10 protein-coding genes and 2 riboswitches are annotated in these 12,556 nt (G+C 65.8%); of the genes, 8 read left to right on the top strand and 2 right to left on the bottom strand.

Annotated elements, in window-relative coordinates:
• Window positions 1-3 precede the first annotated feature (3 nt).
• Window positions 4-1,077, top strand: a complete 1,074-nt coding sequence (locus tag DB032_RS04005; protein ID WP_107798340.1) for a chemotaxis response regulator protein-glutamate methylesterase — start codon at window positions 4-6, stop codon at window positions 1,075-1,077.
• Window positions 1,074-1,682, top strand: a complete 609-nt coding sequence (cheD, locus tag DB032_RS04010) for a chemoreceptor glutamine deamidase CheD (protein ID WP_107798341.1) — start codon at window positions 1,074-1,076, stop codon at window positions 1,680-1,682. Before DB032_RS04005 ends, cheD begins: the two co-directional genes overlap by 4 nt.
• Window positions 1,683-1,785: 103 nt before the next feature.
• Here cheD and fdxA read toward each other — a convergent pair whose 3' ends face one another.
• Window positions 1,786-2,109, bottom strand: a complete 324-nt coding sequence (gene fdxA / locus DB032_RS04015) for a ferredoxin FdxA (protein WP_107798342.1) — start codon at window positions 2,107-2,109, stop codon at window positions 1,786-1,788.
• 137 nt (window positions 2,110-2,246) lie between these two features.
• Here fdxA and gluQRS point away from each other — a divergent pair, with 137 nt between their 5' ends.
• From gluQRS to DB032_RS04030, 3 genes are all read left to right on the top strand, one after another.
• Window positions 2,247-3,134, top strand: coding sequence for a tRNA glutamyl-Q(34) synthetase GluQRS (gene gluQRS, locus DB032_RS04020; protein WP_107798343.1), 888 nt, complete (start codon window positions 2,247-2,249; stop codon window positions 3,132-3,134).
• 423 nt (window positions 3,135-3,557) lie between these two features.
• Window positions 3,558-4,898, top strand: a complete 1,341-nt coding sequence (locus tag DB032_RS04025; protein ID WP_227107177.1) for an amino acid permease — start codon at window positions 3,558-3,560, stop codon at window positions 4,896-4,898.
• A 141-nt stretch (window positions 4,899-5,039) separates the two neighbouring features.
• Complete coding sequence (locus DB032_RS04030; RefSeq protein ID WP_158274230.1) at window positions 5,040-5,792, top strand: M15 family metallopeptidase; 753 nt, start codon at window positions 5,040-5,042, stop codon at window positions 5,790-5,792.
• 43 nt (window positions 5,793-5,835) lie between these two features.
• On the opposite strand, the gene DB032_RS04035 is transcribed toward DB032_RS04030, so the two are convergent.
• Complete coding sequence (locus DB032_RS04035) at window positions 5,836-7,518, bottom strand: dihydroxyacetone kinase family protein (protein ID WP_107798345.1); 1,683 nt, start codon at window positions 7,516-7,518, stop codon at window positions 5,836-5,838.
• Between the two features lie 245 nt (window positions 7,519-7,763).
• A riboswitch (glycine riboswitch) is annotated at window positions 7,764-7,855 on the top strand.
• Between the two features lie 14 nt (window positions 7,856-7,869).
• Window positions 7,870-7,966: riboswitch (glycine riboswitch) on the top strand.
• A 41-nt stretch (window positions 7,967-8,007) separates the two neighbouring features.
• Here DB032_RS04035 and gcvT point away from each other — a divergent pair.
• The 3 genes from gcvT to gcvP all read left to right on the top strand — a co-directional run bounded on the left by gcvT (window position 8,008) and on the right by gcvP (window position 12,532).
• Window positions 8,008-9,096 carry a glycine cleavage system aminomethyltransferase GcvT gene (gcvT, locus tag DB032_RS04040; protein WP_107798346.1) on the top strand — a complete coding sequence of 363 codons (1,089 nt, stop codon included), beginning with the start codon at window positions 8,008-8,010 and terminating at the stop codon, window positions 9,094-9,096.
• Window positions 9,097-9,169: 73 nt separating this feature from the next.
• A complete protein-coding gene (gene gcvH / locus DB032_RS04045) occupies window positions 9,170-9,556 on the top strand; it encodes a glycine cleavage system protein GcvH (protein ID WP_107798347.1) in 387 nt (128 codons plus the stop codon).
• Between the two features lie 123 nt (window positions 9,557-9,679).
• On the top strand, window positions 9,680-12,532 hold the full coding sequence (gcvP, locus tag DB032_RS04050; protein WP_107798348.1) for an aminomethyl-transferring glycine dehydrogenase: 2,853 nt from the start codon (window positions 9,680-9,682) through the stop codon (window positions 12,530-12,532).
• Window positions 12,533-12,556 lie beyond the last annotated feature (24 nt).

The following is a 12,556-nucleotide window of genomic DNA, read 5'->3' on the forward strand; positions in this document are numbered from 1 at the left end:
TGGATGGCGCTGGAAAAGAAAATTCGGGTAATCGTGGTGGACGACTCGGCCCTGATCCGCAATCTGCTGACCTCCATCATCGACGAAGCGCCGGACATGGAAGTGGTGGCTACCGCCTCCGATCCGCTGATCGCGCGCGAGCGCATCCGCGCGCTGGATCCGGACGTGATCACGCTGGACGTTGAAATGCCGCGGATGGACGGCCTGGAGTTCCTGCGCCGGCTGATGCGGCTGCGACCGACGCCGGTGCTGATGATCTCCTCGCTGACGCAGCAGGGTTCGGAGGCGACGCTGACGGCGCTGGAGCTGGGCGCCATCGACTTTCTGTCCAAGCCGGCGCACGATATCGCCAGGCGCATGGGCGATTACGCCGATGAGATCCGGGACAAGATACGGGCCGCGGCCGCGGCCAGGGTGCGGGCGCCGCATCGTTTTCACCGCCCGGCCGATGTTCCGCCGCCGGCGCCGCCCTTGGGCGCCGGCGCGCAGCAGGCGATGTTGTTCGTCGGTGCCTCCACCGGCGGCACCGAGGCGATCCGCGCGCTGCTGAGCGGCCTGCCCGCGACATGCCCGCCCATCTTGGTGGTGCAGCATATGCCCGAGCATTTCACCGCCAGCTTCGCCGCGCGCTTGAACGCCAGCTGTCCGATGCGAGTGAAGGAGGCGGAGGCGGGCGAGCCGGTGCGGCAGGGCGTGGCCTATATCGCGCCGGGCGATTGGCATATGCGGGTGCAGGCCGCCGCGGACGGTTTTCGCATCGAATTGGATCAGAGCGACAAAGTGAACCGGCACCGGCCGTCGGTGGACGTGCTGTTCGACTCCGCCGCGCGCTGCCTGGGCAAGCGCGCCATCGGCGTGATCCTGACCGGCATGGGGCGGGACGGCGCGGACGGCCTGCGCAGGATGCGCGACGCCGGCGCGGTCACCTTCGGTCAGAACGAGGCCAGTTGCGTGGTGTACGGCATGCCGCGGGAAGCGATGAAGGCCGGCGGCGTGCAACAGGAGTGGCCGCTGGACGCGCTGCCCTCCAAAATCATGGCCTGCCTGTACGGCAAGGCGGAAAAGGCGATGTTATGAAGAACGGCGCGGTGCATTTCAGCAGCCATTCGTATTTCGACAAGCATTTTCAAAGCCAGGCGGTGAAGGTGTTTCCCGGCGGCTTCTACGTCACCGGCCAGCCGCAGCTGCTGGTGACCTTGCTGGGCTCCTGCGTGGCCGTATGCATGCTGGACCGGACAGCCAATGTGGCCGGCATGAACCATTTCCTGTTGCCCGAGGGCAGCATCGAGGTGGGCGAGGGCGCGTCCGCCGCCCGTTTCGGCGTGCACGCGATGGAGTTGATGATTACCGAAATGCAGAAACTGGGCGCGATGCGCCATCGGATGGAAGCCAAGGTCTTCGGCGGCGGCAATGTGCTGGAGGGCATGTCGGTGATGAATGTGGGCGAGCGCAATCGCCGCTTCATCCACGGCTACCTGGATGCGGAAAGGATTCCCATTCTGGCCGAGGACCTCTTGGGGGACTGCGCGCGCAAAGTGTATTTCTTCACCGACAGCGGCAAGGTGCTGGTCAAGAAGCTCAAGCGCAGCCGCAGCCTGATCAGCGAGGAGACCCGCTATCGTCAGCAGGTGATGCAGCCGGAGGTGGCCGGCAAGTCCGGCGATATCGAGCTGTTTATCTGATGCGGCTCAACGTCCGCCGCGCGTCGTGAGACGCAATGCGCTTGCCTTCCTCGTTTCCAAGCGTTTCGCCCGGTCTCTCGCTTCGCGAGACCGGGCGAGCTTCTCAGCGCTCCAGGTGTTGCAGCTTGCCTTCGACCTCCGCCCAGTCCTCATGGTCCGGCAGCGGGTCCTTCTTCTCCGTGATGGTGGGCCAGAGCCTGGACAATTCGGCGTTGAGCGCGACGAAACCTTCTTGTCCCGGCGGAACGTCGTCTTCCGCGTAGATCGCGTTCACCGGGCATTCCGCCACGCACAGCGTGCAATCGATGCATTCCTCGGGGTCGATCGCCAGAAAATTGGGGCCTTCGTGAAAGCAGTCCACCGGGCAGACATCGACGCAATCGGTGTATTTGCATTTGATGCAGGCATCGGTTACAACGTAGGCCATGTTCAGCTCCTTGGTCGTCGAAAGCCGGCCGGCTCCGTTTGGCGCGGCGGCGGGGCGATGATTCGAGCGTATCAGTCAACATTATTAGCCAGAAATTCCCTTCACAACGCATTGCCGCCGTAAATTTCCTATCCGTCATGAACTCTTCTCGCTATCGCGGGCGTTTTGCCCCCAGTCCCACCGGCTTGCTGCACGCCGGCTCCTTGTGCACCGCCGTCGGCAGTTATCTGGAGGCGCGCGCGCGCGGCGGTGAGTGGCTGCTGCGGATGGAGGATCTGGACCCGCCGCGCGAGGTGGCCGGGGCCGCCGACGCCATCCTGCGCACGCTGGACGCCTATGGCTTCGAATGGGACGGCGAAGTGGTGTATCAAAGCCGTCGCCACGAGCTGTACCGTCAGGCGCTGGAGCAGTTGATCGTCTCCGGCCACGCCTATCCGTGCAATTGCACGCGCAAGGAGATCGCCAAGACCGCGCGGCGCGGCCTGGACGGCTACGTCTATCCCGGCCATTGCCGGTGGCGGCGTCCGGAAGAAGGCGGCCGCGCCTGGCGCTTGCGGGCGGCGCCCGGCGACACCGTGGTGGCGGACCGCCTGCAAGGGCCCTACCGTCAGAATCTGACGGCCGACATCGGCGATTTCGTCTTGCTGCGCGCGGACGGCTTTTGGGCCTATCAATTGGCCGTGGTGGTGGACGACGCGGAACAAGGGGTGAACGATGTGGTGCGCGGCGCCGACCTGCTGGTGTCCACGCCGCGTCAAGTGGCGGTGCAGCAGGCGCTGGGCGTGGCGACGCCGGGTTATTGTCATCTGCCGGTGCTGGTCAACGCCGCGGGGGAGAAGCTGTCCAAGCAGACGCTGGCGCCGGCGGTGGCGGCCGAGGACGCCGCCGCGGCCTTGCGCCTGGCCTTAAGCCGCCTGGGGCATGTTCCGCCGGAGGAGTGCGGCGGCCTGGCCGAGTTGTGGCAGTGGGCGCGAGCGCATTGGTCGCTGGCGCGCGTGCCGGTCGGACCGGTGCTTGCCGGCTGAATTGCGCCGTTTTATGCCAAAATTATGCGTTTGACGTCTTTTTTTCCATCCCGGCTGGCCTATATTGGCATCTGCGCACGCGCTTGTTGCGCATCATCGGCCGCGGCAAGCGGGTCGCCATCGTCTTCTCCTTGATATGCGGAAAATGCGACATGTTTTTATGTCGAATTTGTGTTCTAATGCCGCCTTTTTTTCATGCGCGCGCACTGGCGCAAAGTCCCGCTTCAGTTGACTCCGGTCAAGCGGTTTGAAGAAAGCATGCCCAGCTTGCGGGCGAGGCCCTCTATCATGGGCGCTTTTTCAGCCGTATCAGTCTGAATGCGAACGGAACTGGCCAGGCCAATTCCGCCGGCGCCATCGCATGAACGTAAACATGCGCGCGCGGCGCGCCCGTCAATCGGCAGGCCCGATGGAGACCAAGCCTTGAGCAATACCAATTTAGACAGCAAGACCAAGACCCGGGCGCTGGGCGTATGGATGTGCACCGCCTTGGTGGTGGGCAATATGATCGGCTCCGGCGTGTTCCTGCTGCCCGCGTCGCTGGCGCCGTTCGGCGGCGTGTCGATGATAGGCTGGCTGCTCACCGCCGCCGGCGCGATCTGCCTGGCCTTGGTGTTCGCCCGGCTGGCGGCCATCCTGCCCAAGGAAGGCGGGCCGTACGCCTATATTCACGAAGCCTTCGGCGGTTTCGCCGGCTTCTGGATCGCCTGGGGCTACTGGATTGCGCTGTGGGCCGGCAATGCGGCCCTGGCGGTGGCCGCCACCAGCTATATGCAGGTATTCGTTCCGGCGCTGGGCCACAATAATGTGTTGGCCGGCGTGTTCGCCATCAGCCTGATCTGGATCGTCACCTGGATCAACAGCCGCGGCGCGCGCAGTTCCGGGCTGGTGGCGGTGACGACCACCTTGCTCAAGCTGTTGCCGCTGGCCGCTGTCACCTTCATCGGCTTTTTCCACATGCAGCCGGACAATATCGTGTTCAACCCTCACGACAAGCCGCTGCTCAGTTCGGTGTCCGCCACCATGGCGCTGACCTTGTGGGCCTTCCTGGGGCTGGAATCGGCGTCGGTGCCGGCAGGCGACGTGATCGAGCCGGAAAAAAACATTCCGCGCGCCACGGTGCTGGGCACCCTGATCGCCACCGTGCTCTACATCCTGTCCACGGTGGCCTTGATGGGCTTGATGCCGCCGGCGATGCTGGCCGCCTCCCAGGCGCCCTTTGCCGACGCCGCCCGGCTGATGTGGGGCGATTGGGGCTATTACCTGGTGGGTTTCGGCGCCATCGTGTCCTGCTTCGGCGCGCTCAACGGCTGGAGCCTGATGCAGGCGCACGTGCCGGCCGCGGCCGCGCACGACGGTCTGTTTCCCCGCCGTTTCGCCCAGATGAACCGCGAGGGCGTGCCCATTTTCGGCCTGCTGCTGTCCAGCGGGCTGGTGACGGTGCTGATGGCGATGAAGTACGCCGGCGGCGACGGCGGCGTCAAGATTTTCGAGTTCATCATTCTGCTGGCCACCGCCACCACTTTGCTGCCCTACGCCTTTTGCTCGATGGCCTTGCTCGCCATCATGCTGATGCGCCCCCAGCAGTTCCAGCGCAAGGACTTCCTGGCGCCGCTGTGCTTCGCCGGCGTGGGTTTCGCCTATTCGGTCTGGGCCTTGTACGGCTCCGGCGCCGACATCGTGATGTGGGGCATGATTCTGCTGCTGCTGGGCTTGCCGGTCTATGTCTGGCAGGTGAAGGAGCGTTACGCCGATCCTTCATGAAGGAGAGGCGATGTCGGATCCCAAACGCGGCTTAGGCCGCGTTTTCTTTTTGCGCAAGCCTATCGTCATGAGTAAACGGGCTTGCCTATGCCGCCGGCTGGTGGCCTACTAGGGCGCTTTGCTTTCAGACCGGGAGTTGCCATGAGGATAAGCGCCGCCGATCACGCGCTCGTCGCCATCGATTTCACCTATCCGCTGCCGGACGCGCAGACGCTGGCGCGGATGCGGGCGGAGAACGCGCCCTGCGCGCTTGAGCGCGCGGACGGCCTGTTTCCGGAAAACAGCTATTACCGCGCCGGCCGCAAAGGCTGCGCCGAAGGCATGTCGGCGCGCTCCTTTGTCGTGCGCCGCTTGCGCGAGACGGCGGCGCGGCTGGCGCCGGAGTACGGCTTGCTGCTGTTCGACGCCTACCGCAGCCGCGAAACCCAGGCGGATCTGTTTCAGATGGTGCTGGACGATGTGCGCGCCGCGCACCCGGACTGGGACGCGGCGGCGGTGGAGCGGCAGGCGCGACTGTTCGCCGCCCACCCGGACGACACCGCCCGTTTCGCGGTGTTGCCGCACAATTCCGGCGGCGCCGTGGACCTGGCGATCTGCCGGATGGACACGGGCGAGATTTGCGATTTCGGCACGGCCTTCGACGCGGCGGAGCCGGCGTCGCGCACTGATTTCTTCGAAGCGCCGCATGATCCGGCCCTGGGTTTTTCCTCCGGGCGCTGGCTGACGGTGCGTCACAATCGCCGCGTCTTGTTCAATCTGATGAAGCAGGCCGGTTTCAGCAATTATGCCGAGGAATGGTGGCATTACGATCTGGGCGACTGCCTGTGGGGGCAGGCGCTGGGCGTGGATTGGATCTATCCGTCGATGGAGGCCGAGCCGGAGAGGCCGGCCTGATCGCCAGGGCCGCCGCGCGGGCGCGGCGGCCTATGGCCTGGCGCTAGCCGGTCAGCGCCTTCAGCCAGACCAGCGCGGCGCTGGCGCCCGCGTCCGGCACGCCCAGCGCCCGTTCGCCCAGATAGCTGGCCCGGCCCAGGCGCGGCCGCATGGAGGCGGTTGCCGCGCAGCCGCGCTCCGCCGCTGTCAGCGCCGAACGCCAGGCCGTCTCCGGAGCCTGTCCGGCGTCCAGGGCGGAGGCGAAAGCGTCGGCGGCGGGGGACAAGGCGTCCAGCATGGTGCGGTCGCCCACTTGCGCGCCGCCCAGTTCCGCGACGGCGGCGACGCCGTCCAGAAAGGCGGCCGCCCAGTCCTTCGGGGTGGACGGGGTCGTCGTGTCCAGCCGCCGCGCCGCGCGCAGCAGGGCGGTGGAGTAGAAAGGCCCGGAGCTGCCGGCGATGGCCTGGCGCAAGGCCTGGCCGACCGCGCGCAGCGCCGTGGCGGGGTCGCTCCATGCGCTGTCGGGCAAGGCCCGGATCGCGGCCGCGCCGCGCTGCATACTGACGCCCAGATCGCCGTCCCCGGCCGCGCCGTCCAGTTCGGTCAACAGCGGCTCGGCGGCGTCCAGCGCGTCGGCCGCGGCCCAGGCCGCGGCGCGCAAACGGGGATCGGCCGCGGCGGCCGAGGGCGTGAAAGCGTCGCGCGGCGGCGCGGCGCGCAGCTGGCGTTGCGCCGGCAAGCGGCCTGAACCGGGCCAGGCCGGCGCCAGGGTGGTTTGATCCAGCCAGTTGAGGCGCTGTTCGTCCAGCGCCATCAGGGACAAGGAGCAGCCGGGCATTTCTAGCGCGGTCATGAAGTTGCCGCTCCAGGCGCGTTCCACCTGTAGGCCGCGCAGGCGCAGATGCGCCAGCGCGGCGCGGGCGACGATGGCCAGCTCCATCGGCGGCGTGCCGCCCAGGCCGTTGACCAGCAGCGCCACCCTGTGTCCCGAGCGCCAGTCGCGGTCTTGCAAGATGGCGTCCAGCAGCGTTGCGCACAAATCGGCGGCCGATGGCGTCGCCACGCGGCGCACGCCGGCTTCGCCGTGTATGCCCAGGCCCAGTTCCGCCTCCCCGCTGTCCAGTTGAAAACCGGGGCGGCCGGTGGCCGGCACCGTGCAGGCGCCCAGGCCCACGCCCATGGTGGCCACCTGTTCCGCAGCCTGCCGCGCCGCGGCGGCGACCTCGGCCAGGCCGGCGCCGGAGGCGGCCGCCGCGCCGGCGATCTTGTGCACCAGCACCGTGCCGGCGATGCCGCGCCTGCGCACCGGCTCCACGGTGTCGCGCAGCGCCACGTCGTCGGCCACCACCACGCTGTCGACGGCGATGCCCTCGGCGCGGGCCAGTTCCGCCGCCAGGCCGAAGTTAAGCCGGTCGCCTGTGTAGTTCTTGACGATGAGCAGCACGCCCTTGGGGCCGGCGACGGCGCGGATCGCCGCCAGCACAGTGTCTACGCTGGGCGAGGTGAACACGTCGCCCACCGCTGCGGCGTCCAGCATGCCGTGGCCGATGTAGCCGGCGTGGGCCGGTTCGTGGCCGCTGCCGCCGCCGGAAATCAGCGCCACCTTGTCGCGCAGGCCGCCGGCGGGAAGGTCCGCCCGCAGCAAGACGTTTTCTTCCTCGAGCAGCGCCAGGCCGGGCAGGGTGTCGGCCAGGCCTTCCAGCATCTCCCGCGCCACATGGCGCGGATCGTTGATCAGTTTTCGCATCGCGGTTTCCTTTCCAGATCGGATAGAGATCGTGCTTGGTCAAGATGGATGTCATCTTACGATCAGCACCGGCGCAATGGGGCGGTCATCTATTTTTTGATCGATAAGGAAATGAAATATGTTCGTAATCGATCTTAAACGAAGCAATGCCGGTTCAATGTTTTGCGGTTTCGAATATTTTAAGTCATTGTTTAAGTTGAAGATAAACACGGCTTGCCAAGCCCCGGCCCAGCAACCATAATCTGGCTCGTCATGCAGGAGAGAGTGGCCGTCCGCGCCACCGCCGAAGGCGCAAGCGCACCCGCAATCGCTCAGGCAAAAGGACTGCATCATCGGACTGGCCGCAGCCAGTTCGCCGAATCTGGAGAGCGGCATCCGCGGATGCCCACCGAAGGGGCTAACGGCCGCAAGGCCGGAAAATCTCAGGTGCAGGGACAGAGGGGTGTAGGGAATAGAGCAACACTACACGCTTTTGCTAAGGACGCACCGATGACGGCCCCGAAACGCACCCCCCTGTTTGAATCCCATATCGCCGCCGGCGCCAAGATGGTCGATTTCGCCGGCTGGGAAATGCCCATCCATTACGGCTCCCAACTCAAGGAACATGAGATCGTGCGCAGCGACGCCGGCATGTTCGACGTTTCCCATATGACGGTGCTGGACATCAGCGGCCCGGACGCCAAAGTCTGGCTGCAGCGCTTGATCGCCAACGACGTGGCCAAGCTCGGCTTCGAAGGCAAGGCGCTGTATTCCGGCATGCTCACCCCCGACGGCACCGTGGTGGACGATCTGATCGTCTATCTGACCTCCTACGGCTACCGCATGGTGATCAACGCCGGCACCACCGACAAGGACCTGGCCTGGATGGAAGGGCGCAAGGCGGATTTCGACGTGGACATCAAGGTGCGCCGCGATCTGTCCATCCTGGCGGTGCAAGGCCCGCAGGCCATCGCCAAGGTCTGCGCGGTCAAGCCCGAGCTCGCCGACGTCATCCAGGCCTTGAAGCCCTTCCAAGGCCAGCCCGTTGGCGATTGGTTCTATGCCCGGACCGGCTACACCGGCGAAGATGGCCTGGAGGTGATGCTGCCCGGCGCCGAGGCCGCCGCCTTCTTCCAGCAATTGCAGGCCGCCGGCGTGGCGCCGATAGGTCTGGGCGCGCGCGACACCCTGCGCCTGGAAGCCGGCATGAATCTCTACGGCCACGATATGGATGAAACCGTTTCCCCGCTGGAGGCCGGCATGGGCTGGACCATCGCCTGGGAACCGGCGGAGCGCGATTTCATCGGCCGCAAGGCTCTGGAGGCGCAGAAAGCCGCCGGCCTGAAAACCAGACAAGTGGGCCTGGTGCTGGAAGGCCGCGGCGTGCTGCGCGAAGGCCTGAAAGTGGTGGTGGAAGGCGTTGGCGAGGGCGTGATCACCAGCGGCACCTTCTCGCCCACCCTCAAACACTCCATCGCGATCGCGCGCGTGCCGGCCGGCACCGGCGATACGGCGCTGGTGGACCTGCGCGGAACCTTGACCGAGGTGCGCGTGGTCAAAATGCCGTTCGTGCGCAACGGCAAAAAAGTTTTCGCCTGAGCGGCGTGCTTGGGCAGGCCGCGCGACGCGGCCGGGAATATCGTTTAAGACCTGGATTTGACTGGAGACACTCATGAGCAACATCCCCGCCGAACTCAAATACGTTGAAAGCCACGAATGGCTGCGCCTGGAAGCCGACGGCTCCGTGACCGTGGGCATTACCGAGCACGCGCAGGAACTGCTGGGCGACATCGTTTTCGTCGAATTGCCGAAAGTGGGCGCCAAGCTCGCCAAGGAAGAGCAGGCCGGCGTGGTGGAGTCGGTGAAAGCCGCTTCCGATATCTACTGTCCGATTGCCGGCGAAGTGCTGGCCATCAACGAGGAACTGGAAGCCGAACCTGAACTGGCCAACGGCGAGCCCTACGGCGCCGGCTGGTTCTTCAAGATCAAGCCGGCGGATCCGGCGGACCTGGACGCCCTGATGGACGCCGCCGCCTACGCCAAGGAAATTGGCGCCTGATGGTGAAAACCGCCTCGCAGTCCTAATCGGCCGCGAGGCGTTTTTTTCGCCCGGATATCCAGCAACACCCGATTGGCCGCGCAAGCCGCGGCGCGGACGGCAAGCACAGAAGGTCCCGTACTCATGTCTCTCTCCGAACTTTTCAACCGCAAAGAATTCATCTCCCGCCACATCGGCCCGTCCGACGCCGAGCGCGAGCAAATGCTGGCCGCCATCGGCGTGGCCTCCATCGATGAACTGGTGGCGCAGACGCTGCCGGCCGACATTCACCTGAACCGCAAGCTGGAGCTGCCGGATCCGATGCCGGAAGCCGAGGCGCTGGCCGCGCTGAAGGCCGTCGCCGCCAAGAACGTGGTCAATAAATCCTTCATCGGCCAGGGCTATTACCCGGTGCTGACCCCGACGGTGATCCTGCGCAATCTGCTGGAAAACCCGGGCTGGTACACCGCTTACACTCCGTATCAGGCCGAGATCGCCCAGGGTCGTCTCGAAGCCTTGCTGAACTTTCAGCAAATGGTGATAGACCTGACCGGTCTGGAACTGGCCAACGCCTCCTTGCTGGACGAGGCCACCGCCGCCGCCGAGGCGATGGCGATGGCGCGCCGCGTGTCCAAGGCCAAGTCCGGCCAGTTCTTCGTAGACAGCCGCGTGCTGCCGCAAACCCTGGACGTGATGCGGACCCGCGCCAAGTACTTCGGCTTCGAGCTGGTGCAGGGCCATCCGGAAGAGGCGGGCAAGGGCGAATACTTCGGCGCCTTGTTCCAATATCCGGGCGAAGCCGGCGACCTGATCGACCTGACCCCGCACATCGCCGCGGTCAAGGCCAAGGGCGCGGTGGCGGTGGTGGCCGCCGACATCATGGCCTTGGTGGCGCTGAAATCGCCGGGCGAGATGGGCGCGGACGTGGCCATCGGCAATACCCAGCGCTTCGGCGTGCCCATGGGCTTCGGCGGCCCGCACGCCGCTTACTTCGCCTTCAAAGACGAGATGAAGCGCTCGGCGCCGGGCCGCATCATCGGCGTGTCGGTGGACGCCAAGGGCAAGACCGCGCTGCGCATGGCGCTGCAGACCCGCGAGCAGCATATCCGCCGCGAAAAGGCCAACTCCAATATCTGCACCAGCCAGGTGCTGCTGGCCAATATCGCCGGCATGTACGCGGTGTACCACGGTCCGGAAGGCGTCAAGCGCATCGCCGCCCGCATTCACCGCCTGGCGGCCATTTTCGCCCACGCGGTCAAGGCCGCCGGCGGCAAGCTGGTGTTCGACCGCTTCTTCGACACGGTGCAGGTTGAGGCGCCCAAGGCCGAGGCGGTGTATCAGGCGGCGCTGGCCGCCGGCTACAATCTGCGCCGCGCCGGCGGCAATGTGCTGGGCGTCGCCTTCCACGAGGCGGCCAGCGAGGCCGATCTGGCTCGTCTGATCGAAATCTTCACCGGCAAGAGCGCCGACATCGCCGCGCTGGACGCCGCGGCCGCCGACGCGATTCCGGCCGGACTGAAGCGCGAATCCGCCTTCATGAGCCACCCGGTGTTCAACACCCACCATAGCGAGCACGAGATGCTGCGCTATATGAAGAAGCTGGAAAGCCGCGATCTGGCGATGAATCATTCGATGATCTCGCTGGGCAGCTGCACCATGAAGCTGAACGCCACCAGCGAAATGATCCCGATCACCTGGCCGGAGTTCGCCAATATGCATCCGTTCGCCCCGCGCGAACAGACGGTGGGCTATCTGGAAATGATCGCCGGGCTGGAAACGCAGCTGCGCGCGATCACCGGTTTCGACATCATTTCGATGCAGCCCAATTCCGGCGCCCAGGGCGAATACGCCGGCCTGCTGGCGATCAGCCGTTACCATGAGTCGCGCGGCGACGGCCAACGCAATATCTGCCTGATTCCGCGCTCCGCCCACGGTACCAATCCGGCCACTGCGCAGATGATGAATATGCAGGTGGTGGTGGTGGATTGCGACGAGGCCGGCAACGTCGACGTTGCGGATCTGAAAGCCAAGGCCGAGCAGCATTCGGCTCAGCTGGCGGCGCTGATGATCACCTATCCGTCCACCCACGGCGTGTTCGAGCAGCCTATCCGCGAAATCTGCGCGATCATCCATCAGCACGGCGGCCAAGTGTATATGGACGGCGCCAACCTCAACGCCCAGGTGGGCTTGTGCCGTCCGGCCGACATCGGCGCCGACGTGTCGCACATGAACCTGCACAAGACCTTCTGCATCCCGCACGGCGGCGGCGGCCCGGGCATGGGCCCCATTGGCCTGAAAGCGCATCTGGCGCCCTTCATCGCCAACCACGTGGTGGCCTCGGTGCCCACCGCCCAGCCGGGCCAGACCGCGGTGTCGGCGGCGCCGTTCGGCTCCGCCTCCATCCTGCCCATCTCCTATATGTATATCGCGATGATGGGCGCGGAAGGCATGAAGCAGGCCACGGAGAACGCCTTGCTGTCCGCCAACTACGTGGCGACGCGGCTGGCCGAGCATTTCCCGGTGCTCTACACGGGGGCCAACGGCCGGGTGGCTCATGAGTGCATCATCGATCTGCGTCCGCTCAAGGCAGCCAGCGGCGTGACCGAAGTGGACGTGGCCAAGCGGCTGATGGATTACGGCTTCCATGCGCCGACCATGAGCTTCCCGGTGCCGGGCACGCTGATGATTGAGCCGACCGAGTCCGAGCCCAAGGTCGAGCTGGACCGCTTCATCGCGGCGATGGCGGCTATCCGTCGGGAAATCGACCAGGTGCAGAACGGCGTGTGGCCGGCGGACAACAATCCGCTGTGCAACGCGCCGCACAGCAAGGCCGACATCGCCGGCGACTGGCAGCGTCCCTACAGCCGCGAAACCGGTCTTTTCCCGCTGGACTATGTGCTGGAAAACAAGTTCTGGCCCAGCGTCAACCGCATCGACGACGTATACGGCGACCGCAATCTGGTGTGCAGCTGCCCGTCCACCGACAGCTACGCCTGATCCGCGCAGGCGGACGTCAAACCA

Source organism: Chromobacterium sp. Panama (genome assembly GCF_003052555.1).
Lineage (GTDB): Bacteria > Pseudomonadota > Gammaproteobacteria > Burkholderiales > Chromobacteriaceae > Chromobacterium.

What these genes read in the sequence shown, in the direction of transcription:
- gcvP (WP_107798348.1), top strand. Translation starts at nt 9,680, where the DNA reads ATGTCTCTCTCCGAACTTTTCAACCGCAAAGAATTCATCTCCCGCCAC.
- DB032_RS04005 (WP_107798340.1), top strand. Translation starts at nt 4, where the DNA reads ATGGCGCTGGAAAAGAAAATTCGGGTAATCGTGGTGGACGACTCGGCC.
- gluQRS (WP_107798343.1), top strand. Translation starts at nt 2,247, where the DNA reads ATGAACTCTTCTCGCTATCGCGGGCGTTTTGCCCCCAGTCCCACCGGC.
- DB032_RS04035 (WP_107798345.1), bottom strand. Translation starts at nt 7,518, where the DNA reads ATGCGAAAACTGATCAACGATCCGCGCCATGTGGCGCGGGAGATGCTG.
- gcvT (WP_107798346.1), top strand. Translation starts at nt 8,008, where the DNA reads ATGACGGCCCCGAAACGCACCCCCCTGTTTGAATCCCATATCGCCGCC.
- fdxA (WP_107798342.1), bottom strand. Translation starts at nt 2,109, where the DNA reads ATGGCCTACGTTGTAACCGATGCCTGCATCAAATGCAAATACACCGAT.
- DB032_RS04030 (WP_158274230.1), top strand. Translation starts at nt 5,040, where the DNA reads ATGAGGATAAGCGCCGCCGATCACGCGCTCGTCGCCATCGATTTCACC.
- cheD (WP_107798341.1), top strand. Translation starts at nt 1,074, where the DNA reads ATGAAGAACGGCGCGGTGCATTTCAGCAGCCATTCGTATTTCGACAAG.
- gcvH (WP_107798347.1), top strand. Translation starts at nt 9,170, where the DNA reads ATGAGCAACATCCCCGCCGAACTCAAATACGTTGAAAGCCACGAATGG.